Below are 24,540 nucleotides of genomic sequence, written 5' to 3'. Positions count from 1 at the left end.
CAACGTCCCACCAACGTGGGGGTCGTAGCCTGACCGCATGCTGCACGGGATGGACTCCGCCGCCGACGTCGCCGCCCGGCTGGGCGCGACCGGCTACCTCTCCGACGACGAGCTGGCGACCGTCGTGTTCCTCGCCGCGCGGATGCAGCGTCCGCTGCTGCTCGAGGGGGAGCCCGGCACCGGCAAGACGGCCCTGGCCGAGGCGCTCGCCCAGAGCCTGGAGGTGCCGCTCGTCCGGCTGCAGTGCTACGAGGGCATCGACGCCAGCCAGGCCCTCTACGACTGGGACTTCCCGCGCCAGATCCTGCACCTGCGGGCGCTGGAGGCCGGCGGCGAGGTCGACCCCGACGAGGCCGAGAAGAGCCTGTACGACGAGCGCTTCCTGCTCGCGCGACCCGTCCTCGCCGCGCTGCGGCAGGCGCCGGCCGTGCTGCTCGTCGACGAGGTCGACCGCGCCGACGACGAGTTCGAGGCGTTCCTGCTGGAGGTCCTGTCGACCTGGCAGGTGACCATCCCCGAGTTCGGCACGGTCACCGCCCCGGAGCCGCCGCTGGTGGTGCTGACGTCCAACCGCACCCGTGAGCTGCACGACGCCCTCAAGCGGCGGTGCCTCTACCACTGGATCGACCACCCGGGCCTCGAGCGGGAGGTGGAGATCGTCCGCTCCCGGGCGCCGGAGGTCAGCGACGCGCTGGCCCGCCAGGTCGTCGAGGTCGTGCAGCAGCTCCGGCAGCGCGACGACCTGCTCAAGCCGCCCGGCGTCGCCGAGACCCTCGACTGGGCCCGCGCCCTCACCTACCTCGGCACCGCCGACCTCGACCTGGCGTCGGCGGCCATGACCCTCGGCGCCCTGCTGAAGTACCGCGAGGACGCCGACCGGGTGCGAGCCGCGCTCGACCGGATGCTCTCGCGATGACCACCACCCTCCATGACGCCGACGAGGTGTTCCTCGGCTTCACCCGCGCGCTCCGGGCCGCCGGCGTGCCGGTCACCCAGGACCGGGCCCACGGCTTCCTGGCGGCGGTGGCGACCGTCGGGGCCGACGACCGGCAGGCGACCTACTGGGCCGGCCGGGCCACGCTCTGCGGGTCGCCCGACGACCTCGCCCGCCACGACCAGGTCTTCGCGGCGTGGTTCGACCCCCGCGACGGGTTGCCGCGTGCCCAGCAGCGCGAGGCCTCGCGCGCCTCGACCGCGCACCTGCTCCCCGAGGCCGAGGGGACCGGCGGAGCGGGCGAGACCGAGGAGGAGGACGTGGTCCGCGCGATGGCGTCGGAGGCGGAGGTCCTCCAGCACCGCGACGTCGCCACGCTCGACGCGGCGGAGAAGCGGCGACTCGCGGGGATGTTCCTTCGGCTGTCGCTGCACCCGCCGGTTCGTCGTACGGCGCGGCACCGCCGCTGGCACCGCGGCGAGCTCGACGCGTCGCGCACCCTGCGCAACTCGCTGCGCCACCTCGGCGAGCCCGGCGAGATCGCCTGGCGGCGTCGCGGCACCCGCCCGCGCCGCGTGGTGCTGCTGGTCGACGTCAGCGGCTCCATGACGCCGTACGCCGACGCACTGCTGCGCCTGGCCCACCGCCTGACCCGGTCCGCCCGGGCGTCGGGCGGCACCGTCGAGACCTTCACCGTCGGCACCCGGCTTACCCACGTGACCCGGGCCTTCGGGACCCCGGACGCCGACCGCGCCATCGTCGCCGCCGGCGAGGTGGTGCCGGACTGGTCCGGTGGCACCCGGCTCGGCGAGACGCTCCGGGTGTTCCTCGACCGGTGGGGCCAGCGCGGGATGGCCCGCGGTGCCGTGGTCGTGGTCTTCAGCGACGGCTGGGAGCGTGGGGACGCGGGGCTCCTCGGGGAGCAGATGGCGCGGCTGCAGCGGGTCGCCCACCGGGTCGTGTGGGTGAACCCGCACCGCGGCAAGGCGGGCTACGAGCCGCTGCAGGGCGGAGTCGTGGCGGCCTTGCCCCACTGCGACGACTTCCTCGCCGGGCACTCCCTGGCGACCTTCGCCGACCTCACGGAGGTGATCGCGCGTGCGTGACGTGCTGCCCGAGCTGATGCAGTGGTGGGAGGCCGGCGAGACGATCGGCGTCGGCACGGTCGTGGCGACCTTCCGCTCCGCCCCGCGCCCCGCCGGCGCGTCCATGCTGGTCGGCCCCGACGAGTCGGCGGTGGGCTCGGTGTCGGGAGGCTGCGTCGAGGGCGCCGTCTACGACCTCGCGCAGACCGTGGTCGCGTCGGGCGAGCCGGTGCTGGAGCGCTACGGGGTCTCGGACGACGACGCCTTCGCGGTCGGGCTCACCTGCGGCGGCATCCTCGACGTCTTCGTCGAGCAGGTGTCGCGCGAGACGTTCCCGCAGCTGGGGGAGGTGGCCGCCGACATCGAGGCCGGTCGGCCGGTGGCCCTGGCGACGGTGATCGAGCACCCGGACCCCTCGTGGGTCGGGCGCCGCCTGGTGGTGCGGCCGCACGTTGCCGCGGACGGGAGCCTCGGCTCCCCGCGGGCCGACGCCGCGGTGCACGACGACGCCCTCGGCCTGCTCGCGGCGGGCACCAACGCCACCCTGACCTACGGCCCGGACGGCGAGCGGCGCGGCGAGGGCATGCGTGTCTTCGTGTGGGGCTTCGCCCCCAAGCCGCGGATGCTGGTCTTCGGGGCCATCGACTTCGCGGCAGCCGTCGCCAAGGTCGGCTCCTTCCTCGGCTACCACGTCACGGTGTGCGACGCCCGTCCCGTCTTCGCCACGACCTCACGCTTCCCGGGAGCCGACGAGGTGGTCGTCGACTGGCCGCACCGCTACCTGCAGGCCGAGCTCGCCGCCGGTCGCATCGACCGGCGGACGGTCCTGGCGGTCCTGACCCACGACCCGAAGTTCGACGTGCCGCTCCTCGAGGTCGCGCTGCGCCTCGACGAGGACGTGCGCCCCGGCTACATCGGCGCCATGGGCTCGCGTCGTACGCACGACGAGCGGCTGGCCCGGCTCGTCGAAGCAGGGCTGGGTGAGGCCGAGCTGTCCCTCCTCTCCTCACCGATCGGGCTCGACCTCGGCGCGCGCACCCCGGAGGAGACCGCCGTCTCGATCGCGGCGGAGATCGTGGCCCGCCAGTGGGGCGGTTCGGGGGAGCGGCTGGCCGCGACGCAGGGCCGCATCCACCACGACGACTGACCCGCGGGCGGCGCTCTACCACGACGACGAATTGGCCCGTCGCATGGGCCTCACTTATGGTCTCCGGGATGTTTTTGCTCCCCGTGCCGCCCCGTGTCCTCGCCCGCCCGACCGCCGCCCTCGTCGCGGTGCTCCTGCTGTTCACCGGCCTGGCGGTCGCCGGCTCGCCGGCACAGGCGCGCCAGCAGGAGCGGACACCGGCGGCGTTCGCCTCCGGTGCGAAGTTCGGCGTCGCGACGCTCAACCTCAAGAAGGGGATGCGGGTCGCCGGCATGCGTCACGACATCGCGCAGGTGCTGGACGGCGACGCCTCGGTCATCGGGTTCCAGGAGCGGCTCTTCAGCCGCCCGGCGCTGCGCGCCGCCCTGCCTAAGTCGTGGACCCTGCTGATGCCGAAGGGCCCGACCGGCACCGACGACAACCCGATCGCCTTCGACAAGAAGGTCTGGGAGGTCGAGAAGACCTGGGCGCCCCTCCTGACCGGCACGACCTGGCGGCGCTACTCCGGTCGGATCGCCCACGACCAGTACGGCGTGGCGGCGGTGCTCCGGCACCGGAAGACCGGCCACACGATCCGCGCCGTGAGCTTCCACCTGCCCAACCACCTCCACAACCGCCGCTCGGGTGGCCCCAACTACGCCAACCGTCGCGGCGTGGAGGCCATGTGGCGGATGGCCAGCAGGATCCGCTCGATCAAGGAGGACACGCCCGACGCGCACCAGTTCGTCGCGATGTGCGACTGCAACGTCACGGCGAACCGGGACACGGGCGACCACCTCGTGAAGGGACGGATCACCAAGCCTCTCCGGCTGGAGACCAACTACTCCGCCGACAAGCACCGTCGGGGCTCGGGGATCGACTACGTGATGGGTGAGCGCGACTCCGACTTCCGGATCCACTCCTTCCACTCCTACCGGCACCTGGTCACCGACCACCCCGGCGTCGTCGCCACCTTCGAGCGCGTGCGCTGATCCCTCGGGCGATCCCTCGACCGACCTCCGGGCAGATTCCCTGTTGCGTCCATCACACTCGGGCTAGGTTTGCGGCGACCACCGGGAGCCACCATGACCAGCGAGGACCTGCACGCCCGACGCGTGGACGCCGTCCGCGCCTGGACGCGCTTCGTCGAGGCCGGTGACGCCGACGCGGTCCGGCCGGAGATCCTGCGCAGCTGGGAGCTCTCGGGCGTCGTGTCGCCCGGGGTGACCCACGCGCCGCTCGACGACGAGGGCGACACGGCCGACTTCTGGAAGGCCTCGCCCCTGCAGACCGCGGTGTCCCGGGTGCAGGACGAGCTCCGGCGCACGGCCGAGGACGGCGACCTCGTCGTCGCGGTCACCGACGAGCAGACGCGGATCCTCTGGACCTACGGCGGGCGCGTGATGCGACGCAAGGCCGAGACGGTGAACTTCGTCCCCGGCGGCCGGTGGGACGAGCGCAGCGTCGGCACCAACGCGCTGGCCATCGCCGGCCGCACCGGCGCCCCGTCGATGGTCTTCAGCGCCGAGCACTACGCCGAGGTGGTGCACAACTGGGTCTGCTGGGCGGCCCCGGTCTTCGACCCGGTGACCGGGCGCTCGCTCGGCGTGATCGACCTGTCGACCACCTGGGACCGCTCCCACCCCATCGGCCTCGCCACGGCGCGCGTGATGGCGCGGCTGATCGAGGGCGCCCTCCCCACCGACCGTCGTACGACGCTGGCGGGCGACGTCGCGCCGTCCGAGCCCGGCCTCACGCTGACCCTCCTCGGCACGGCGCAGGTGTGGCTCGACGGCCAGCGGCTGCTCCTCAACCGGCGGCAGACCGAGATCCTCGCCCTGCTCGCGCTCCATCCCTCGGGGCTCTCGGTCGAGCACCTCCACGCGCTGCTCTACGGCGACGCGTCGGTGACCACCTCGACGCTCAAGGCCGAGGTCTCGCACCTGCGGGCGGCCCTGTCCGGGCAGCTCTCGTCGCGTCCCTACCGCCTCACCATGCCCGTGGTCACCGACGTCGAGGAGGTGCAGCGGCTGCTGCGCCGCGGTGACGTGCGCGCCGCCGTGCGCGCCTACGGCGGCGACCTGCTCCCCGGCACCGACTCGCCCGCCCTGGTGCAGATGGGCGACTACCTCGCCGTCAGCGTGCGGGAGGCCCTGCTGGCGCAGCCCGACCCCGACGCCGTGCTGCGCTACAGCGAGCTGGCCCCCTACGACACCGCCGTGGTCGAGGCGTGCCTGGCCGCGCTGCCGGTGCACCACCCGGTCGTGCCACTACTGAAGGGCAGGCTCGCCAGCCTCCGGTGACCCCTCCCATTTCGGGTAGATCGACAAAATGTAGTGGACCGCTCGGGTTGCGGTGCACGATCCTGCGTCGAGGCGCCGCACGGGGGTGCGGCCACGTACGAGGGAGAAAGCATGGCCGCAACACGACGAGCGATGGCGGCAGGAGCCGTCGTCCTGCTCACGGGGAGCCTCCTGGGCAGCCCCACCGCAACTGCCTCCACGGCACCCGAACCGACGACGGTGGCGAAGAAGCTCGTCTCGCCGCTCAGCATGGTCGTCGCCGGAGACGGCACCGCCTACGTCGCCCAGAACTTCGCCGGTCTGCTGACCGCGGTCGCGCCCGGCGCCGAGCCGGAGGTGGTCTTCGCTGCGAAGAAGGGCACCGAGGTCGGTGCGGTCTCCGAGAACGGCGGGGCCGTCCAGTTCGCGACGACGAAGGGCGCCAAGACCGCGCTCTGGTCGATGCGCCCGGGCGCCAAGCCGACGAAGGTGGCCGACCTGTCGGCGTACGAGGCCGACCACAACCCCGACGCCGACGTCTCGTACGGCATCGTGGGCGGGCTCGACGCCGCCTGCGCAGCGCAGATGCCCCCCGAGGTGCCCGCGTCCTACACGGGCATCGTGGAGTCGCACCCCTACGGCTCGACCGTGCACAAGGGCACGACGTACGTCGCCGACGCCGCCGGCAACACGATCCTGTCGGTCAAGCCCAACGGCAAGGTCAAGACTCTCGCGGTCCTGCCCCCGGTGCCCGTGGTGATCACTGCGGAGGCGGCTGCGGCCAACAAGCTCCCGGCCTGCACCGTCGGCAAGACCTTCAACTTCGAGCCGGTCCCGACCGACGTCGAGGTGGGCAAGGGCGGCTGGCTCTACGTCACGCTGCTCCCCGGGGGTCCCGAGGACGGCAGCACCGGTGCGCAGGGTCGCCTGGTCAAGGTGAAGGTCAAGACCGGCAAGGTCCGCGAGGTCGCCTCCGGCTTCGCCGGCGCGACGGGCGTCGCGGTGGCGGACAACGGTGACATCTACGTCGCCCAGCTCTTCGGCGGCCAGGTCTCGCGCATCAAGGCCGGCCGCACGACCGCCAAGCCCTACGCCGAGGTGATGATGCCCGCCGCGGTCGAGTGGGCCGACGGCGACCTCTTCGTCAGCGCGCAGGTGTTGTCGGAGAAGCCGAAGGGCGTCGTGCTGCGCTACTGAGCAACGACCTCCGTGCGTGTGGGGTGCCGCGGTCCGGTGTGGACCGACCAACCGGGTGCCAACCCGGCCGGGCCTAGCGTCGGCCGCGAGTGATCCACCTCACACGCACGGAGGCGTCGCATGACCAAGATCCAACTCACCGTCGACGGAGCGTCGGTCTCCGACGACGTCGAGCCCCGGATGCTGCTGGTGCAGTACCTGCGGGAGAAGCTCGGCAAGACCGGAACCGTGATCGGGTGCGACACCTCCAACTGCGGAGCGTGCACCGTCCACCTCGACGGCACGAGCGTGAAGTCGTGCAACGTGCTCGCGGTGCAGGCCAACGGCCGCACCGTCACCACCATCGAGGGCCTCGCCGACACCGCCGAGGGTGAGCTGCACCCGGTGCAGGCGTCCTTCCGCGAGTGCCACGGCCTCCAGTGCGGCTTCTGCACCCCCGGCATGATCATGCAGGCCGTCGACCTCCTGGGCGAGAACCCCAACCCCACCGAGGAGGAGGTGCGGCTGGGCATGGAGGGCAACCTCTGCCGCTGCACCGGCTACCACAACATCGTCAAGAGCGTGCTCCACGCGGCCGAAGGAGCGAAGGCATGACCGCCACCCAGGACCGGCCCGCGACCGAGATCGGCAAGGACCGCCGCCGCAAGGAGGACCAGCGGCTGATCACGGGTCGCACCCGCTGGACCGACAACATCACCCTCCCCGGGATGCTGCACATGGCGATGGTGCGCAGTCCCTTCGCCCACGCCACGATCACCTCGATCGACACAGAGGCGGCCAAGGCCTCGACCAACGTCGTCGCGGTGCTCAGCGGCAAGGACTTCGGCGACGAGCTGGGTGTCTGCATCAACGCCTGGCCCATCACCCCGGACCAGAAGACCCCCGGGCACTCGCCGATGCCCGCCGACCGCGTCGCCTTTGCCGGCGAGATCGTCGCCGTGGTGGTGGCGCGCACCGCCGCCGAGGCCCGCGACGCCGCGGAGCTCGTGGACGTCGAGTACGACGAGCTGCCGGCCGTGGTCGGCATCAAGAAGGCGCTGACCGACGAGGTCCTCGCCCACCCCGACCTCGGCACCAACAAGTCGGCGCTGTGGGTCTTCGACTCGGCCGAGGCCGGCACCGGCACCGACGTGGAGGCCGCGATCGCGACGGCCCGCACGGACGGCATCGTCATCGAGCGCGAGTACCGCCAGCAGCGGCTCATCCCCGCCTTCATGGAGCCCCGCAGCGTCGTCGTCGACCCGACCGGTGAGCAGATCACCATGTGGTCGGCGACCCAGATCCCGCACATCCTCCGGTTCGCCCTTGCGGCCACCACCGGCGTACCCGAGTCCAAGATCCGGGTCATCGCCCCCGACGTCGGTGGTGGTTTCGGAGGCAAGCTCCAGGTCACACCGGAGGAGTGGATCGCCTGGGCCGTCGCCCGACGGCTCTCCAGGCCGGTGAAGTACACCGAGACCCGCAGCGAGAGCCTGATGGCGGCCCACCACGGCCGCGACCAGGTGCAGACGCTGACCCTCGCCGCCGACAAGGAGGGCAAGGTCACCGCCTTGAAGGTGCACCTCGACGCCGACCTCGGTGCCTACATCGCCCTCGTCGGCGGAGGCGTGCCGGTCCTCGGTGCCTTCATGTTCAACGCCATCTACAAGTTCCCCGCCTACCGCTTCGAGTGCCAGACGGTGCTCACCAACACGACCTTCACCGACGCCTACCGCGGCGCTGGCCGGCCCGAGGCGACGTACGCCATCGAGCGGCTGATGGACGAGCTGGCCGCCGAGGTCGGCGTGGACCCCCTCGAGATCCGCGAGCGCAACTGGATCAAGCACGAGGAGTTCCCGTTCACCACGGTCGCCGGGCTCGAGTACGACTCCGGCAACTACGAGGCCGCCACTGCGCGGGCCAAGGAGTCCTTCGGCTACGACGCGCTGCGCGCGGAGCAGAAGGAGCGGCGCGACCGGGGTGACCGGGTGCAGCTCGGCATCGGCGTCTCCACCTTCACCGAGATGTGCGGCCTGGCACCGAGCCGGGTGCTGGGCAGCCTCGACTACGGCGCCGGCGGGTGGGAGCACGCGAGCGTGCGGATGCTCGCCACCGGCAAGGTCGAGGTCGTGACGGGCACGAGTGCCCACGGCCAGGGCCACGAGACGGCCTTCAGCCAGATCGTCGCCGACCGGCTCGGCGTCCCGTTCGAGGACGTGGAGGTGCTGCACGGCGACACCCAGGTCGCGCACCGCGGTCTCGACACCTACGGCTCGCGCTCGCTCGTGGTCGGCGGGGAGGCGCTGGTCCAGGCCGTCGACAAGGTCATCGAGAAGGCCAGGCACCTCGCCTCGCACCTGCTCGAGGCGAGCCAGGACGACCTCGACTACGCCGACGGCCGGTTCTCCGTCCGCGGCACCGACCAGGGCGTCGGCATCCAGGAGCTCGCCACCGCGACCTTCACGGGGCACAACTACCCCGACGACATGGAGCTCAGCATCGACGCCGAGGCGACCTACGACCCGGTGAACTTCAACTACCCCCACGGCACGCACCTGTGCGCCATGGAGGTCGACACCGAGACCGGCGCGGTGAAGATGCGGAAGTACACCTGCTGCGACGACATCGGCAACATCATCAACCCGTTGATCGTGGCCGGTCAGGTCCACGGCGGGCTGGTGCAGGGCATCGCCCAGGCACTGTGGGAGGAGGCGGTGCACGACGAGGCGGGGACCCTGGTCTCCGGCTCCTTCGTCGACTACCTCCTGCCGACGTCGGCCGACACGATCTCCTTCGACGTCCTCCACACGCATGAGCCGAGCGTCTGCACCACCAACACCCTCGGCACGAAGGGCGTCGGCGAGGCCGGCACCATCGCGTCCACGCCGGCGGTCGTCAACGCGGTCGTCGACGCCGTACGCCACCTCGGGATCAACGACATCCAGATGCCCTGCACCCCCGAGCGCGTGTGGCGCGCCATCGCGGACAGCAGGGCAGGCGGGGCGACAGAGACACCTCCGGACGCGATGCCCCACTTCCAGGAAGGTGCCCTCAACCAGGACAGCACGGACGGAGCAGGCCAGTGATACCGGTGCAGTTCGACTACCTGGCCCCGACGTCGGTCGAGGAGGCGCTCGCCGCGCTCGGCCAGCACGGGGACGACGCGAAGATCCTGGCCGGCGGGCAGAGCCTGCTGCCGGTCCTGCGGATGCGGCTCAACGCCCCCGAGGTCGTCATCGACCTCGGCGGCATCTCCTCGCTGCGGGGCATCCGCGACGACGGCGACGCCCTCGTGATCGGCGCGATGACCACCCACCACGACGTGCGCGACGACAGCCTGGTCAAGGAGCACGCGCTCCTGCTGTCCAAGGCCGCCGCTGAGGTCGCGGACGCGCAGATCCGGCACCGGGGCACGTTCGGCGGCGCGCTGGCGCACGCCGACCCCGCCGGTGACCTCGGTGCGCCGGCACTCGCGCTCGGCGCACAGTTCGTCATCGCCGGTCCCGGTGGCACCCGCACGGTCGACGCCGCGGACTTCTTCGTCGACCTCTTCGAGACCGCCATCGGCGACGACGAGATCCTCACCGAGGTGCGGATCCCGAAGCACACGGGCTGGGGTGCGCACTACGAGAAGTTCGTGCGCGTGGCCCACCAGTGGCCCATCGTCGCCGTCGCCGCGACGGTGAAGGGCTCGATCGACGAGGCGCGCGTGGGCCTGACCAACATGGGGTCCACGCCGTTGCGGGCGACCGCCACCGAGCGGGCCCTCGCCGGCGCGAGCGCGACGGAGGACGGCGTACGCGAGGCATCCCAGCTCGCCGCCGAGGGGACCAACCCGCCGTCAGACCTCAACGGCGCCGCCGACTACCGCCAGCACCTCGCGCGGGTGCTGACGGGCCGGGCCGTGCTCAAGGCGGCGGGTGTGTAGATGGAGCTGAGCCACCGCTTCACCGTCCCGATCGGCGTCGAGGAGACCTGGGCGCACTTCAACGACATCGCCTCGGTCGCCGAGTGCTTCCCGGGCGCCCAGGTGACGGAGGCCGACGAGGAGTCGTTCTCCGGGTCGGTGAAGGTCAAGCTCGGCCCGATCGCGCTGCTGTACAACGGCAGCGGCACGTTCGTGGAGAAGGACGCCGAGGCCCACCGCTTCGTCGTCGACGCGAAGGGCAAGGACAAGCGCGGCAACGGCACGGCGGGCGCGAAGGTCACGGTGTCGATGGCCGAGGCCGGCGGCTCGACCGACGTGTCGGTGGAGACCGACCTGGCCATCACCGGCAAGCCGGCGCAGTTCGGGCGCGGGGTGATGCAGGACGTCTCCGACAAGCTGCTCGGGCAGTTCGTCGCCTGCCTCGAGCAGCGGCTCGCCGGTCCCGTCGAGTCGACCGACTCGTCGCCGGAGGCCGCGTCTCTGATGGGTGGCGAGGCGAGCGATGCGGGGGTGGACGATCCTGCCGCGCCCGCAACACCCGCGCCGCCGGCACCGCCCGCCCCGCCGAAGCCGCCGCCGCGGGAGCCCGAGGCGCTCGACCTCGGCAGTGCGGTGCTCCCGGTGCTCGCGAAGTCGTACTGGAAGCAGGCGCTGGCCGCCCTCGTCGTGCTGGTGCTGCTGCGGCGGCTGCTCAAGCGTTGACGCTCGACCGCGGCCGGCTACGCCGAGTTGAGCACGGCGTACGCGGCGAAGACGGCGCAGCCCGAGATGATCGCCAGGGAGCAGCCAGCGGCGACCGCCGCAGCCGCCGACCAGCGACGCCGGACCAAGCTGAAGAGCATCACGAGCAACGCCGCGCCCAGCACGCTCAGCAGCGCCCACTCCTCGAAGTCGGTGCTCGACCATGCGCCCCCGCGTGACCGGTCGTCGACCAGGAACCATGCCACCAGCGAGACCGACGCCTGGACGACGAAGGCCGTGGGGACGAGTCGACTCGCAGGTGGCCACACCGGGGCGCGGCCCTCGGTCTGGAACGACATGGGCGTCAGTATGCCCGGCTAGAAGACGTTGAGCGGGCGGAACTGGACCGACATCCGCGGTCCGGAGTGGGCGACCTTGGGCACGGCGTGCTCCCAGGTGCGCTGGCACGACCCGCCCATCACGACCAGGTCGCCGTGGCCCATGGTCAGCGCGATCGACGCACCCCCGCCCCGCGGGCGAAGCAGCAGCCGGCGGGGGTCGCCGACGCTCACGATGGCGACCATGGTGTCGGCGGTGCGGCCGCGGCCGATCGTGTCGCCGTGCCACGCGACGGAGTCGCGACCGTCGCGGTAGTAGCAGCATCCGGCGGTCACGAACGGCTCGCCCAGCTCGGGGAGATAGTGCTCGCTGAGCGCCGTGCGCGCCTGTGTGAGCGCGGGATGGGGGAGCGGGTCGGCGGCGAGGTAGGTGTGCACCAACCGCGGCACGTCGACCACGGAGTCGTACATCTCGCGCCGCTCGGCCCGCCAGGGCACGCGATCGACCAGTGCGGAAAACACGGCGTCGGGGTCGCAGAGCCAGTTGCGCTGGACGTCGACCCACGCTCCGTGGGACAGCCGTTGACGCTCCGGCGACAGCACCGTGGAATCCGCGGTGTCGTCGGCGAAGAGGGACGTCTGGAAGTCCACGAGTCCCATGGTACGCGATGTGTCGAACATCCGTTCGAACATCAAGAAATTGTCAAGGCTTTGCCACAGGCTTGGTCAATTTGCAGACTGCCGGTCCAGCCCAGTCCTAGCCTGAGTGCCATGGACCCCGTGGAGCTCGTCGTCCCGCGCCAGCGGGCGCTGAAGCACGTCCAGGTGCGCGAGCACGTGCGGGGCCTCATCGAGACCCAGCCGCCCGGTTCTGCGGCTCCGTCCGAGCGTGAGCTCGTGGCCCGTTTCGGCGTGGCACGGATGACCGTACGCCAGGCGCTCGACGCCCTCGTCGCCGAGGGTCTCCTCGAGCGGATCCCGGGCCGTGGCACCTTCGTCGCCCAGCCGCCCCGGACCTCCGGCCGGCTCACCTCGTTCACCGAGGAGATCCGCCGCCGCGGGATGCTGCCGGAGTCGCAGACGCTCCTCGCCCGCGTGGAGCAGGCCGGCCCCGGCGTCGCGAGGGCGCTCGACATCTCGCCCGGTGACCCCGTGCTCCACTGGCGCCGGCTGCGCCGCGCCGACCAGGCCATCGTGTGCGTGGAGGACGCCTACCTCAACGAGGTGCTGCTGCCGGGCTTCCTCCAGCACGGCACCCCCACCAGTCTCTACGAGGCCCTCGGCGCCAGGGGTCTGCGCCCGACCGAGGTCGAGGACTCCATCAGCGCCGACCGGGCGAGCGCCGACGAGGCCGCGATCCTCGAGGTCGACGAGGGCGACCCGGTGCTGCGCCACGCGCGCCGTGCCGTGTCCGACGGCCGCATCGTCGAGGTCTCGCGCACCTGCTACCGACACGACCGCTTCACGGTCTACCTCCAGCTCAACGACCGCTGAGGCCCGCGAGCTCGCGCTCGAGGTTCGCCCGCGCGGCGTCCTCCCACAGCTCGCGCGCGTGCGAGGTGCTGAAGAGGTGCGCCCGGGCGACCAGGTCGCGCAGCACCGCTGCCCGGCCGGCCCGGAAGTCGTCGTCGCCGACGTGCGCGAAGTCAGCCCGCACCCCGGCCACGTAGGCGTCGTACCGCCAGCGAGGCGCGGCGAGGATGCCCAGGTCGGCGTCGCTGAGCGCGGCCCCTGCCGGGTCGTCCCCGGCCGGGCGGTGCTCGACGGTCATCCGCACCAGCCGCGCCACCTCGTCGGCCCGGGTCGCCGGCAGCGCATCCTCGGCCCAGCGCGCGGAGCGTTCCTCGTCGTCGTCGGCCCCGTCGTAGACGGCGTCGTGGAACCAGGCCGCGAGGGCGACGAGGGTGCGGTCGAACGGGACGCCCGCCGCGGCGAGCACGTCGAGCCGGTCGAGCACCTCCTCGAGGTGGCGCAGGTCGTGGTAGCCCGCCCGGTCCCAGGCCGCCAGCAGGTCGTCGCGCAGCGCGTGGTGGTCGGGCAGCGGCCAGCGGTCGACGAGGCTCACCGCTGGGTCGCCTCGTGCAGCTCGCGCGCCTCGGCGTGGCCGGAGGCCATCGCCCACCGGATCGTGCGGGTGGCTGCGGCTCCGAGCACGCGGTCGGTCACCGGGGGCACGCGCGGGAGCCGCAGCTCGCGGCGCGCGCTGGCCGGCAGCAGGCCGATGGCGGCCGAGGCGAGCGCGAGGTAGCCGGGGCGTGCGGCGGCCGGCAGGTCGGGGTGCAGCAGCAGGAAGCGGATCGCCTCGTGGGCGGCTGGTGTCCCGCGGAGCTCGGGGGCGTACGCCGCCAGGGTCCCGCACAGGTCCTCCTCGGACCGCGGGGCGTCGACCACGCCGAGGTGCCCGGCTGCGACGGCGGTCTGGGCGACGTACTCGTCGCGCTCCGCCCCGGTGAGGGGTCGGTGGCCGTATCGGTCGTGCGCGACGAGGAAGCTGTGGATCTCGGCGGCGTGCACCCAGCCGAGCAGGTGCGGGTCGGAGGCGGCGTACGACGTGCCGTCGGGCATCGTGCCGGTCACCGACTCGTGCGCGCGCTGGACGGCGCGGATCATCTGCAGGGCATCCTGCTCGGCGCCGAAGGTGGTCATCGCGATGTAGGTCGAGACCTGCGCGAGCCGTCCCCACATGTCGCCGCGGTAGCCGGAGTGGTCGGCCACGCCCTGCATCGCGGCCGGGTGCAGGGACTGGAGCATGATCGCGCGGATGCCGCCGACGAACATCGAGGCGTCGCCGTGGACCCGGCCGATGGGGGAGTCGGGGGCGAACCAGCGCGGGCCCGGTGTGCCGTGGACGCGCTGGCGGTTGCGCGGGCCGTCGGGGCCGGCGACCTTGCGGAAGAGCTCGGCGCCGAGGCGGTCACGGAGGGTCACGTGGTCGAGGCTAGCCAAGGGGCCAGAAGCAGCCCGGTCGTGGCGCGCGCTGGCTTTGACTTCGAGTACTCGAAGTTCCTACCGTCGATGACGTGACCAGCCACGCCCTTCCCCGCAGCTACTCCATCAAGGAGGCGGCGGCCCTCACCGGCCTGCCGGCCAGCACGCTGCGCTACTACGAGCAGATCGGGGTCATCGCCCCGATCAGCCGCGGCGCCAGCAGCGGGCACCGCGTCTACGACGACGAGGACCTCGACCAGCTCATGTGGGTCTCCTGCCTCGCCGCCACCGGGATGTCGGTGGGCGCCATGCGCCTCTACATGTCCAACAACCGCGTCGGTGCGGACGCGGCCGCGGACCAGGAGCGGCTGCTGCGCGAGCAGCAGGAGCGCCTCGCGACCGAGGCCAGGGCACTGGTGCTCCGCCAGCGCTACGTGGACCTCAAGATCGCCTACTGGCAGGCGGTCCAGGACGGTGACACGGCGCGCAGCGAGCAGGTCTCCGACCGGGCGCGGGCGCTCGCCGACGAGCTCCGCGCGGTCACGCACGACCCGATCCACTGACCGACCACCCCGGTCAGCACACCCCACAGAAGGACGGACCACCCCCACATGCGCGTGAACGCCTACGCAGCACCCTCGGCCGGCCAGCCGCTGGCCCCCACCACCATCGAGCGCCGCGAGGTCGGCGCCCACGACGTGTTGATCGCGATCGAGTACGCCGGCATCTGCCACTCCGACATCCACACCGTCAACGGCGACTGGGGCCCGCAGCCCTTCCCCGTCGCGCCGGGTCACGAGATCGTCGGAACCGTCCAGCAGGTCGGCGCCGAGGTCACCAGCCACCGCGTCGGCGACCGCGTCGGCGTCGGCTGCATGGTCAACTCCTGCGGCGAGTGCGACAACTGCCGCAACGGCGACGAGCAGTACTGCGTCAAGGGCATGATCGCCACCTACGCCGTCACCGACGTCGACGGCACCACCACCCAGGGTGGCTACTCCACGCACGTCGTCGTGGACGCCGGGTTCGTGCTCTCCGTGCCGGAGGGCCTCGACCCGGCGGCGGCCGCGCCGCTGCTGTGCGCCGGCATCACGACGTACTCCCCGCTGCGTCGCTGGAAGGCCGGCCCGGGCCGCCGCGTCGCCGTCGTCGGGCTCGGCGGCCTCGGCCACATGGCCGTCCAGATCGCCCACGCGATGGGTGCCGAGGTCACGGTGCTCTCGCAGTCGCTGAAGAAGCAGGAGGACGGCCTGCGGCTCGGGGCCGACCACTACTTCGCGACCTCGGACCCCGACACGTTCGAGGCCCTGGCCGGTCGCTTCGACCTCATCGTCAACACCGTGAGCGCCTCCATCGACGTCAACGCCCACCTCGGCCTGCTTGCCGTCGACGGCACCCTCGTCAACGTCGGCGCCCCGCCGGAGCCGCTGCCCGTCAACGCGATGTCGCTCATCGGCGGCCGGCGCTCCTTCGCCGGGTCGATGATCGGCGGCATCGCCGAGACCCAGGAGATGCTCGACTTCTGCGCCGAGCACAACATCGCCGCCGAGGTGGAGGTGATCGGCGCCGACAAGGTCAACGAGGCGTACGAGCGGGTGTTGGCCTCCGACGTGCGCTACCGCTTCGTGATCGACACCAGCACGCTGGCCTGATCCGGTCCGGCGCGTCGGACGACCACAACTCGACCGCAGCGGCGTACCCACGCTGGTGCGTGGCAGAGCCACGCGACTTCTGGTCGTCCGACGCGCCGTCCCAACAAATCGATCGCCACGAACCGGCGCCGGCACGATGCTGGTGCCGTGGAGGTCGAGCGAATGGACGAGGTGCGCTTCGCGGTGCCGGACACGACAGAACCGGCCATCGAGATCTGGGTCAACGGACGTCTCCTGGCCGAGCACGCCGGTGACGTCGAGCGAGTCTTCGACGCCTCGCTCGCGGGTTCCTACGGTGGCCTGGCCCCGTATGCCGTCGGCAGCATCCACCACTACCTCGGCCGGCCTCGCGCGACGTGGTTCGGTGATGGCGACACCGTCCTGCTCGGCTGCGACTGCGGGGAGTGGGGTTGCTGGCCCCTCACCGCGAAGGTCGTCGTCATGCACGCGACCGTCCGGTGGTCGGACTTCCGCACGGGTCATCGTGACTGGGACCTGAGTGGTCTCGGACCTTTCGAGTTCGACCGGGTCGACTACGAACGAGCCCTCAGCGCCCTGGGGCCGTCCCTGCTTGGGTGACTTGTGAACCTAGGCCGGGGTCGCCGGGAGGTCGCCCGCGTCGACGATCCGGTAGGCGTAGCCCTGCTCGGCGAGGAACCGCTGCCGGTTCTGCGCGAAGTCGGCGTCCACGGTGTCGCGCGAGACGATCGTGTAGAAGTGTGCGCTGCGGCCCTCGGTCTTGGGGCGCAGCAGGCGCCCGAGCCGCTGGGCCTCCTCCTGGCGCGAGCCGAACGACCCGCTGACCTGGATGGCCACCTCGGCCGACGGCAGGTCGATGGAGAAGTTGGCGACCTTGCTGACCACGAGCAGGCCGACCTCGCCGGAGCGGAACGCGTTGAACAGCCGCTGCCGCTCCTTGACCGGGGTCTCGCCCTTGATCACGGGGGCGTCGAGCATCTCGGCGATCTCGTCGAGCTGGTCGATGTACTGCCCGATCACCAGGGTCGGCTGGCCGGCGTGCTGCTGCACGAGGCGTCGTACGACGTCGATCTTGGCGTGGGTGCACGAGGCGAGACGGTAGCGGGTGTCGGGGTCGCTGGTCGCGTAGGCCAGCCGCTCGCCGTCGGGCAGGCTCACGCGCACCTCGACGCAGTCGGCGGGCGCGATGTAGCCCTGCGCCTCGATGTCCTTCCACGGGGCGTCGTAGCGCTTGGGTCCGATCAGCGAGAACACCTCGCCCTCCCGGCCGTCCTCGCGCACGAGGGTGGCGGTGAGCCCGAGCCTGCGACGCGCCTGCAGGTCGGCGGTCATCCGAAAGATCGGCGCCGGCAGCAGGTGCACCTCGTCGTAGACGATGAGGCCCCAGTCGCGGGCGTCGAGCAGCTCGAGGTGCGGGTATACGCCCTTCCGCTTGGTCGTCAGCACCTGGTAGGTCGCGATGGTGACCGGACGGATCTCCTTGACGGCGCCGGAGTACTCGCCAATCTCGTCCGCCGTGAGCGAGGTGCGGGCGACCAGCTCGTCCTTCCACTGGCGGGCGCTGACCGTGTTGGTCACGAGGATGAGCGTGGTGGCCCCGACGTGGGCCATCGAGGCGGCGCCGACGATCGTCTTGCCTGCGCCGCAGGGGAGCACCACGACACCGGAGCCGCCGTCCCAGAAGGACTCGGCGGCCTCGCGCTGGTAGGGGCGCAGCGTCCAGCCGTCCTCGGCGAGCTCGATGTCGTGCGCCTCCCCGTCGACGTAGCCCGCGAAGTCCTCGGCGGGCCAGCCGAGCTTGAGCAGCGCCTGCTTGAGGTTGCCGCGCTCGCTGGGGTGGACCGCGACCGTGTCGTCGTCGAGCCGGGCGCCGAGCATGCCGGCGACCTTCTTCGCGCGGAGCACCTCCTCGAGCACCGGGCGGTCGGTGGAGGACAGCACCAGGCCGTGGACGGGGTGCTTCTCGAGGCGCAGGCGACCGTAGCGGCCCATCGTCTCGGCGACGTCGACGAGCAGGGCGTGCGGCACGGCGTAGCGCGACCAGGACAGCAGGGCGTCGACGACCTGCTCGGCGTCGTGCCCAGCGGCTCGCGCGTTCCAGAGCCCGAGGGGAGTGAGTCGGTAGGTGTGGATGTGCTCGGGTGAGCGCTCGAGCTCCGCGAACGGGGCGATCGCCTTGCGGGCCTCGGCAGCCGCCGGGTGGTCGACCTCGAGCAGCAGCGTCTTGTCCGACTGGACGATGAGGGGGCCGTCGTTCATCCGGTGGCCCTCACGAGGAGGCCGCCGCGGCCCGGGTGGTGGTCGGGGGGTCCACCTGCTCGGCGCGACGCCGCGCCCGGAAGGCAGCCACGTTGGCGCGTGAGGAGCACCGGTCCGAGCAGTAGCGGCGCGACTGGTTGGGGGAGGTGTCGACGAAGACGTGGTCGCAGCGAGGCTCCGAGCAGATGCCGAGGCGGGTGGCGCCGAGGTCGCACACCAGGTTGGCCAGCCCCATCAGCGCCTCGCCGACCAGGAGCTCGGCGACCGAGGCGGCGCGGTTGGCCACGTGCATGTGGAGGTTGTCAGGGTCGTGGTCGGAGATCATCGGCGTGACCGGGTGCTCGGCGAGCAGGTCGTTGAGCGAGCTCACCACCAGCGCGACGTCGTCGACGTCGGAGGCCTCGAACACCGGCCGCAGCTCGGCCTGGAAGGCCCGCACGGACTCGACGTCACCCGCGACCACCGAGCGGTGCAGCCACGAGCGGTCGGCGAGGTGCTCACGCAGCGCCTCCTCGTCGACGAGGTCGGCGTTGACGAGCGACGCTGCGCGCTCGGCGTACCGGATGAAGTCCATCGTCCAAGTCTACGGAGGAGCCCACGCGAACGCGCACGCGTGTCGGGGTGGTCAGGGTGTCGGGGTCCCTGCGGGCTTGTCCGGGGGAGCGGAGCGGAGGAGGGGAAGGTCGTGGGGTGATTCAGGCGCGCCGGACACCGGTGATGCGGTGCACGGCGAACTCCCGGACGTCGTCGGCGCGGTGGTCGTACGCCGAGAGCCGGCCGCCGTCGAGGCGGCGCGGGTCGACGACCCGCTCGCCGTTCGCGCCGTGGCCGTCGACGTAGCCGATGACCACGGTGCTGCCCGCCTCGATCGCCTCCCGCAGGGCGGCCAGTGCGCCCGACGGGGTCGTCGTCGCCTCGGCGCTCGCGGGCCGTGAGGACTCGGCGCGGTCGCCGGCACGGATGGCCGTCGCCACCGCCTGGACCTGGGCCGCCTGCCGTGCCTCGACGGCGCCGGCGGGGCGGCGGCCGCGGCGGGCGCGGGCACGCTGCAGGTCGGGGCGGCTGACGCGGACCGTGCCGTCGGCGGCCTCGACGACCGGAGCGGCCCCCAGCTCGCGGAGCCGGGGCAGCAGGACGTCGAGGGGAGAGGTGGCGATCGCGACGGTCGGGGCGAGCAGACGGAGGCCGAGGCTGCGCCCCCGCGGGTCGTGCACCAGCGCGGCGAGCGCGGCCTCGTCGTCGGCGCGCAGGAACGCCTCGGCGTGCCCGACCCGCACGGTGCCGAAGGTGCGGGCGACGTCCTCGACGAGGAACTCCAGGGGCTGGGGGACCGGCGTCTGCGAGACCGACGTGAGGAAGTCACGCACCTCGCCGCTGGACCACCCCGCGTCGAAGCCGCGGCGCAGCGACCCGGAGGTGAAGCGGTAGACCGTCGCACCGCCGCGCGACTCCACGTCCGCGAGCAGGTGCAGGCGCCGGGCCACCTCCGTCTCGAGCGGACCGGGGGCGACGGCCGTGAGGTCGGCCTGCAGGAGGACGTGGTCGACCGGTCGGGGAAGGTCGGCGGCGATCGCCTCCGCGGCCGCCGGGAGGTCGCCGCCCGCCACGTGCCGTCCGCTGGGCGGCAGGCCTCCGGCGCCCGTGACCCCCAGCGCGGCCGCCTCCGCCAGCGCGGCCGTGACCAGGTCGGCGAAGATCGTGGGCCGACGCGGACGCAGCCAGCCGATGCGCTGCACCAGCGAGGCGATACCGGTGCCGATCGCGAGCACCTCGCCCTCGGGCACCTCGGCCAGCACGTGCCGCGCGAGCCGACGGGCCTCCTCGGCGAGCCCACTGGAGAGCTCGGGGGCGAGCGCGTTCCAGGCCTTGCCGGCCGGGTCGCGCGAGCCGACGAGCGAGGGCACCCGGCTGCTGGCGAGCCACCCGCCCACCAGGCGCGTCCACCGCTCGGCGAGCGGCAGGCCCGACCAGAGGTCGAACTCGTCGGTGGGCAGCCACGAGGGCGTCCCGTCTGCGGCGGCCGCCTCGGCGATCAGGCCGGACGCCAGCGCCACCTCAACCACCAGGGCCGCCCCGGGCTCGTCGACGTGCAGCTCGCGCGCCACCGCCTTGAGGTCGCGCACGGCGAGGCCGCCGCTGCGCAGGACGCTGGGCGGCTGCACGCCCCAGTGGTCGAGCAGCAGCTCCACGCGGCGTACGACGTCGAAGGCCGCCCCTGCGGCCGTCCGGGCGACCAGTGCGGCGTCGCGCGCCGACGTCGCCAGCGGTGGCACCTCGTCGACCGGCTCCCGGGTCGTCCGGCCGCCACGGAGCGCCAGACCGACCTCGCCGGGCAGGACGACGGCGGCACCTTCGCGGGGCACGAGCAGGCGCCGGCTGATCAGCTCCTCGGCCGGCGTGCGCGCCTCGGTCGGTGAGACGGTGCGCCGGGCCGACCCCGTCGTGCCCTCACCGCCGTGGTCGTCGACGTGGCGCAGCAGCGCGGTCGCGGCCGGGGACAGCTCGGCGATCCGCGCCGTCAGCGCGTCCGGGCTCGCGGGCTCGGGGCTGGCCGGGCGCAGCCCGCTGACGAGGCCGGGCATGCCCCGCATCGCATCCGCCACGCCGGTGAGCGCCCGGACGCCGCCAGGTGCCTCCCAGGCCAGTGCCAGGTCGAGCAGCCGCTGCAGCGCCGCCGCCGTACGGGTCCGGTCGGCGTGGACGATCGAGATCAGGTCCGCAGAAGTGGTTTGACCTGCAACCAGGAGGGCATCAAGCACGGAAAGCTCGAGGCGGTCCAGTCCGTCGAGGGCCCGGTGGATCGACGAACGCGTCGCGGCCCGCGAGGCGAGCTGCGAGGAATCTTGAGGGGCGGGTGTGGCGAGATCTGGACGGGCCCTGAGCAGCGCCACGAGCCGGTCGTCCGGCCAGCTGCGCAGCTGGTCGGCGAGGGTGCGTGCGGGTGTCGTCCGCCCTGAACTGGACATCCCTCTTACGCTACTCGCCGGGCCGGCACCGCGGCCCCACATCTCGACACGGGGCGAAGAGGGCCGACATGCTTGACGTTGATCTGCACCACGGGGCGTCGACGGACGTCGGACTGGTGCGGAAGGTCAACGAGGACTCCTACCTCGTGGCGCCTCCCGTCTTCGTCGTCGCCGACGGCATGGGCGGCCACTCCGGCGGCGACGTCGCGAGCCAGATGGTGGTCGAGGAGTTCCAGCGGCTCGCCGAGTCCTACGACCCGCGACGCGGGGCCGAGCTCGTCGCTGACGCCTTCACCCGTGCGCAGGCGCGCATCGTCGACTACGGCGACGCCCACCGGGCCATGCATCCCGGCTGGCACGCGGGCACGACCGCCGTGGTGGCGGTCCTCGTCGTCGACGACGGCGTCACCAAGTGGCTGCTGGCCAACCTCGGCGACTCCCGGATCTACCGCATCATCGAGCGCCGGCTGGAGCAGGTGAGCGTCGACCACTCCGTCGTCCAGGAGCTCATCGACGCCGGGCGCATCACCGCAGAGGAAGCGTCTGTCCACCCCGAGCGGCACGTCATCACCCGCGCGCTCGGCAGCCCCGAGGGGATCCGCCCCGACTTCTTCCTCCTGCCCCTCGGCTCGGTCGAGCGCCTGCTGCTGTGCAGCGACGGCGTGACCGGAATGATCGACGACAAGGAGATCGAGGAGATCCTCGAGTCCGTCGCCGACCCCCGCGACGCCGCCGACGCGCTGGTGCGGGCCGCGGTGGCGGCCGGTGGTCGCGACAACGCCACTGCGGTGGTCGTCGATGTGGTGGGATTGGTGAAGGACGCGACCTATGACTCCCGGCGCCAGCAGGAGAGTCTCGAATCGAAGCTGGGGGGACGACTGTGAGCACTGAGGCGAGGTTCGCGCCGGGGGACTGGTACGCCGTCGTCGGCGACGGGGTGACGGTCCTGCTGCCGGTCAGCCAGCGCGGTCGGGTGGCCGCGCTGTGGGACCTCGCCGACTCCGGTGCCGCGGCCGATGCCCTGCTCGACGCCCTGCTCGCAGGCGGGCTGTCCTCGCTCGACCACTTCGCCCTCGTCGCCCACGACGACGACTCGACCCGCCTCATCGTGCGGGGCGCGCCCACTGCGACCGTGTCCTCGACGGGTGGCGAGGAGATCCTCAGCGGGTCCCCCGGCGCCACCTGGGCCGAGCAGGTCCTCACCGGCGTGACCAGTGTCCGGGTGACGCTCACCGGCGAGGGCTCCGCCGACCACCCCCTCACGGCCGGCCTGGCCCGCGTCTCGGTCGTGGAGTTCGGTACGGCGTCCGCGCCCGCGTCCGCCGGCGAGGCCGGCGAGCCCGCACCCGTCGGCGTTCCCGCGGCCGCCCCGGAGCCGGAGCCCGAGCCCCCTCTCGAGGCCACCCCGGAGCCGGAGCCCGAGCCCACCCCGGAGCCCACCCCGGAGCCCACCCCTGAGCCCGAGGCGGCACCCGTGCCGCCCGCCCCGCCGATGCAGTTCGGCGCGCCCGGGGACGACCCGACGCCGACCGGGGAGACCCCCGTCGTCGAGGACAAGTGGCCCGACCGTGACGGCCAGACCCAGGTCGGCACCCCGCACGCCGACTTCGAACGCCCGCCCATCCCCGGCCAGGAGATCGCGCCCGACGTGGTCTCGCAGCCGGTCGCGTCCCTCGTCTTCTCCACCGGCGACGTGGTCGCTGTCGACCGCACCGTGCTGGTGGGTCGCGCGCCCGAGGCGGGACGCTTCGCCTCCCACGACCAGCCCCACGTCGTGACGGTGCCCAGCCCGCACCAGGAGATCTCCTCCACCCATCTCGAGATCCGTCCGGGCGCGGGCGCCGACCACGGGTCAGCCATCGCGACCGACCTCGGCTCCACCAACGGCACCGTCCTCGCCCAGCCGGGTCTCGACGCCGAGGACCTCAAGCCCGGCATCGCCGTCAGCCTGATCCCCGGCGCCGTCCTCGACCTCGGCGACGGCGTGACCATCCAGGTCACCAACCCCTGATCAACAGCCACCGTGACCCCCGTGACCCAGCACCCCCAGGCCATGACCTACCCCGTCGCCCAGCTCGAACGACGCTTCGCGGCCTTCGCCATCGACCGCCTCCTCGCCTGGACCGTCATCGGCGGCGTGGGCGTCGCGACCGCCCTGCTCGTCTCCGACGACGTGTGGACCGTGGTCGGCGCGGTCGCCGGTGCGACGGTGCTCCTCTGGCTGGTGCTGGCCGTCGTGCTCGGCCTCACCGGCACGTCGCCCGGCAAGGCGGTGACCGGCCTGCGCGTGGTGCACCACGGCACCGGCACCCCGATCGGGGTCGGCCCGGCGCTGCTCCGCTCGCTCGTGCTGGGCGTCGCGGGACTGCCCACCTTCGGCATCGGTGTGGCCACCCTGGCCTGGACGGCCGTGGAGGACCGCACCCGGCAGCGACGCGGCTGGCACGACCACCTGACCAACACCGTCGTGGTCGACGTACGCCCTGTCGTGGAGGTCGCCGACACCGCCGCCGACGACGGCCCGCGCCACATCGTCAACCTCACCGCGATGCGGCTCGTCCCGGCGCCGCCCATCGAACAGGTGAGGACACCCGAGCGCTCCGAGCACTCCATGCGCCGCCAGCCGCTGCCCGCCGACCTCGCTCGGCCCGCGGCAACCCCGGCGCCCGCTCAGGCGCCCGTCCAGGCGCCCCGGCCCGCGCCTGCACAGGCGCCGCTGCGGCCCACGCCCGCCCAGCAGCCGCAGCCGGTGCCCGCGCAGCAGTGGTCGCCGCCGGCGGCCCAGCAGCAGGCCCCGCCGTCCCACCGCATGCCCGCGGGCGCGGCACGGTCCGCTCCGGCGCCGGGCACGCCGATGACCCCGCCGCGCTGGCGCGTGCACTTCGACAACGGCGAGAGCTTCGTGATCGCCGGCCTCGCGCTGGTCGGGCGCCGTCCCGAGCCGCGCTCGGGCGAGCAGGTGGCCCACCTGATCCCCCTGGCCTCGGCCGACATGTCGGTCTCCAAGACGCACGCCCAGTTCGGCCCCGCACCCGACGGGACGATCGTGGTGATGGACCGCGGCTCGACCAACGGCACGGTCCTGGTGCGCCAGGGCGTCTCGCGCCAGCTCGCGCCGGGCAAGCCGGCGGCGCTGGTCGACGGCGACAAGGTCGTCTACGGCGACCGCGAGATGCTCATCTCCCGAGAGGGCTGAGTCCCCCCAG

General features: G+C 72.8%; 24 protein-coding genes. 17 read left to right on the top strand and 7 right to left on the bottom strand.

The window, feature by feature from the left end; translation table 11 throughout:
• Window positions 1-37: 37 nt before the first annotated feature.
• The 10 genes from JOD65_RS21660 (at window position 38) to JOD65_RS21615 (ending at window position 11,233) form a co-directional block, all read left to right on the top strand.
• A complete protein-coding gene (locus JOD65_RS21660; RefSeq protein WP_372440139.1) occupies window positions 38-916 on the top strand; it encodes an AAA family ATPase in 879 nt (292 codons plus the stop codon).
• Window positions 913-2,040, top strand: coding sequence for a vWA domain-containing protein (locus JOD65_RS21655; RefSeq protein ID WP_191194575.1), 1,128 nt, complete (start codon window positions 913-915; stop codon window positions 2,038-2,040). Before JOD65_RS21660 ends, JOD65_RS21655 begins: the two co-directional genes overlap by 4 nt.
• On the top strand, window positions 2,033-3,166 hold the full coding sequence (locus tag JOD65_RS21650; RefSeq protein ID WP_191194576.1) for an XdhC family protein: 1,134 nt from the start codon (window positions 2,033-2,035) through the stop codon (window positions 3,164-3,166). Before JOD65_RS21655 ends, JOD65_RS21650 begins: the two co-directional genes overlap by 8 nt.
• A gap of 68 nt (window positions 3,167-3,234) precedes the next feature.
• Complete coding sequence (locus JOD65_RS21645) at window positions 3,235-4,137, top strand: exonuclease/endonuclease/phosphatase family protein (protein ID WP_191194577.1); 903 nt, start codon at window positions 3,235-3,237, stop codon at window positions 4,135-4,137.
• Window positions 4,138-4,230: 93 nt separating this feature from the next.
• Window positions 4,231-5,448 (top strand): sigma-54-dependent transcriptional regulator family protein, encoded by a 1,218-nt coding sequence (locus tag JOD65_RS21640; protein WP_191194578.1) that lies wholly within the window; start codon window positions 4,231-4,233, stop codon window positions 5,446-5,448.
• 111 nt (window positions 5,449-5,559) lie between these two features.
• Window positions 5,560-6,624, top strand: a complete 1,065-nt coding sequence (locus tag JOD65_RS21635; RefSeq protein WP_191194579.1) for a ScyD/ScyE family protein — start codon at window positions 5,560-5,562, stop codon at window positions 6,622-6,624.
• A gap of 120 nt (window positions 6,625-6,744) precedes the next feature.
• Window positions 6,745-7,218, top strand: coding sequence for a (2Fe-2S)-binding protein (locus JOD65_RS21630; protein ID WP_191194580.1), 474 nt, complete (start codon window positions 6,745-6,747; stop codon window positions 7,216-7,218).
• Window positions 7,215-9,689: a xanthine dehydrogenase family protein molybdopterin-binding subunit gene (locus tag JOD65_RS21625; RefSeq protein WP_191194581.1), complete on the top strand. Its 2,475-nt coding sequence runs from the start codon at window positions 7,215-7,217 to the stop codon at window positions 9,687-9,689. Before JOD65_RS21630 ends, JOD65_RS21625 begins: the two co-directional genes overlap by 4 nt.
• Window positions 9,690-9,694: 5 nt before the next feature.
• On the top strand, window positions 9,695-10,531 hold the full coding sequence (locus JOD65_RS21620) for an FAD binding domain-containing protein (RefSeq protein ID WP_307821328.1): 837 nt from the start codon (window positions 9,695-9,697) through the stop codon (window positions 10,529-10,531).
• Window positions 10,532-11,233, top strand: a complete 702-nt coding sequence (locus JOD65_RS21615) for an SRPBCC family protein (RefSeq protein ID WP_191194583.1) — start codon at window positions 10,532-10,534, stop codon at window positions 11,231-11,233.
• 17 nt (window positions 11,234-11,250) lie between these two features.
• On the opposite strand, the gene JOD65_RS21610 is transcribed toward JOD65_RS21615, so the two are convergent.
• Window positions 11,251-11,571: a hypothetical protein gene (locus JOD65_RS21610; RefSeq protein ID WP_191194584.1), complete on the bottom strand. Its 321-nt coding sequence runs from the start codon at window positions 11,569-11,571 to the stop codon at window positions 11,251-11,253.
• A gap of 18 nt (window positions 11,572-11,589) precedes the next feature.
• Window positions 11,590-12,210, bottom strand: a complete 621-nt coding sequence (locus tag JOD65_RS21605) for an alpha-ketoglutarate-dependent dioxygenase AlkB (RefSeq protein WP_191194585.1) — start codon at window positions 12,208-12,210, stop codon at window positions 11,590-11,592.
• A 111-nt stretch (window positions 12,211-12,321) separates the two neighbouring features.
• Between JOD65_RS21605 and JOD65_RS21600 the strand changes: the two genes are divergently transcribed.
• The gene (locus tag JOD65_RS21600) at window positions 12,322-13,044 is read left to right on the top strand and encodes a GntR family transcriptional regulator (RefSeq protein ID WP_191194586.1); all 723 of its coding nucleotides are present in this window, start codon (window positions 12,322-12,324) and stop codon (window positions 13,042-13,044) included.
• On the opposite strand, the gene JOD65_RS21595 is transcribed toward JOD65_RS21600, so the two are convergent.
• Window positions 13,031-13,615 (bottom strand): HD domain-containing protein, encoded by a 585-nt coding sequence (locus tag JOD65_RS21595; RefSeq protein ID WP_307821324.1) that lies wholly within the window; start codon window positions 13,613-13,615, stop codon window positions 13,031-13,033. The two genes, JOD65_RS21600 and JOD65_RS21595, sit on opposite strands and share 14 nt — an antisense overlap.
• On the bottom strand, window positions 13,612-14,478 hold the full coding sequence (locus tag JOD65_RS21590; protein WP_204811329.1) for an oxygenase MpaB family protein: 867 nt from the start codon (window positions 14,476-14,478) through the stop codon (window positions 13,612-13,614). The genes JOD65_RS21595 and JOD65_RS21590 overlap by 4 nt, the downstream gene beginning before the upstream one ends.
• 92 nt (window positions 14,479-14,570) lie before the next feature.
• Between JOD65_RS21590 and JOD65_RS21585 the strand changes: the two genes are divergently transcribed.
• The 3 genes from JOD65_RS21585 to JOD65_RS21575 all read left to right on the top strand — a co-directional run bounded on the left by JOD65_RS21585 (window position 14,571) and on the right by JOD65_RS21575 (window position 16,709).
• Window positions 14,571-15,041, top strand: a complete 471-nt coding sequence (locus JOD65_RS21585) for a MerR family transcriptional regulator (RefSeq protein ID WP_191194589.1) — start codon at window positions 14,571-14,573, stop codon at window positions 15,039-15,041.
• Between the two features lie 48 nt (window positions 15,042-15,089).
• A complete protein-coding gene (locus JOD65_RS21580; protein ID WP_191194590.1) occupies window positions 15,090-16,130 on the top strand; it encodes an NAD(P)-dependent alcohol dehydrogenase in 1,041 nt (346 codons plus the stop codon).
• A 147-nt stretch (window positions 16,131-16,277) separates the two neighbouring features.
• Complete coding sequence (locus JOD65_RS21575; protein WP_191194591.1) at window positions 16,278-16,709, top strand: hypothetical protein; 432 nt, start codon at window positions 16,278-16,280, stop codon at window positions 16,707-16,709.
• A 9-nt stretch (window positions 16,710-16,718) separates the two neighbouring features.
• On the opposite strand, the gene JOD65_RS21570 is transcribed toward JOD65_RS21575, so the two are convergent.
• From JOD65_RS21570 to JOD65_RS21560, 3 genes are all read right to left on the bottom strand, one after another.
• Window positions 16,719-18,368, bottom strand: a complete 1,650-nt coding sequence (locus tag JOD65_RS21570) for a DNA repair helicase XPB (RefSeq protein WP_191194592.1) — start codon at window positions 18,366-18,368, stop codon at window positions 16,719-16,721.
• A gap of 10 nt (window positions 18,369-18,378) precedes the next feature.
• Window positions 18,379-18,942: a CGNR zinc finger domain-containing protein gene (locus JOD65_RS21565; protein ID WP_191194593.1), complete on the bottom strand. Its 564-nt coding sequence runs from the start codon at window positions 18,940-18,942 to the stop codon at window positions 18,379-18,381.
• A gap of 121 nt (window positions 18,943-19,063) precedes the next feature.
• Window positions 19,064-21,334, bottom strand: a complete 2,271-nt coding sequence (locus JOD65_RS21560) for a helicase C-terminal domain-containing protein (protein WP_191194594.1) — start codon at window positions 21,332-21,334, stop codon at window positions 19,064-19,066.
• A 68-nt stretch (window positions 21,335-21,402) separates the two neighbouring features.
• On the opposite strand from JOD65_RS21560, the gene JOD65_RS21555 reads away from it, so the two are divergent.
• The 3 genes from JOD65_RS21555 to JOD65_RS21545 are packed head-to-tail and all read left to right on the top strand — an operon-like array spanning window position 21,403 to window position 24,530.
• On the top strand, window positions 21,403-22,218 hold the full coding sequence (locus JOD65_RS21555) for a PP2C family protein-serine/threonine phosphatase (RefSeq protein WP_191194595.1): 816 nt from the start codon (window positions 21,403-21,405) through the stop codon (window positions 22,216-22,218).
• On the top strand, window positions 22,215-23,345 hold the full coding sequence (locus tag JOD65_RS21550; RefSeq protein WP_191194596.1) for an FHA domain-containing protein: 1,131 nt from the start codon (window positions 22,215-22,217) through the stop codon (window positions 23,343-23,345). The genes JOD65_RS21555 and JOD65_RS21550 overlap by 4 nt, the downstream gene beginning before the upstream one ends.
• Before the next feature lie 21 nt (window positions 23,346-23,366).
• Window positions 23,367-24,530 (top strand): RDD family protein, encoded by a 1,164-nt coding sequence (locus JOD65_RS21545; RefSeq protein ID WP_191194597.1) that lies wholly within the window; start codon window positions 23,367-23,369, stop codon window positions 24,528-24,530.
• Window positions 24,531-24,540 lie beyond the last annotated feature (10 nt).

Origin of the sequence: Nocardioides cavernae, assembly GCF_016907475.1 — a bacterium.
GTDB lineage: Bacteria > Actinomycetota > Actinomycetes > Propionibacteriales > Nocardioidaceae > Nocardioides > Nocardioides cavernae.
This window is presented reverse-complemented; position numbering and strand designations above follow the sequence as displayed.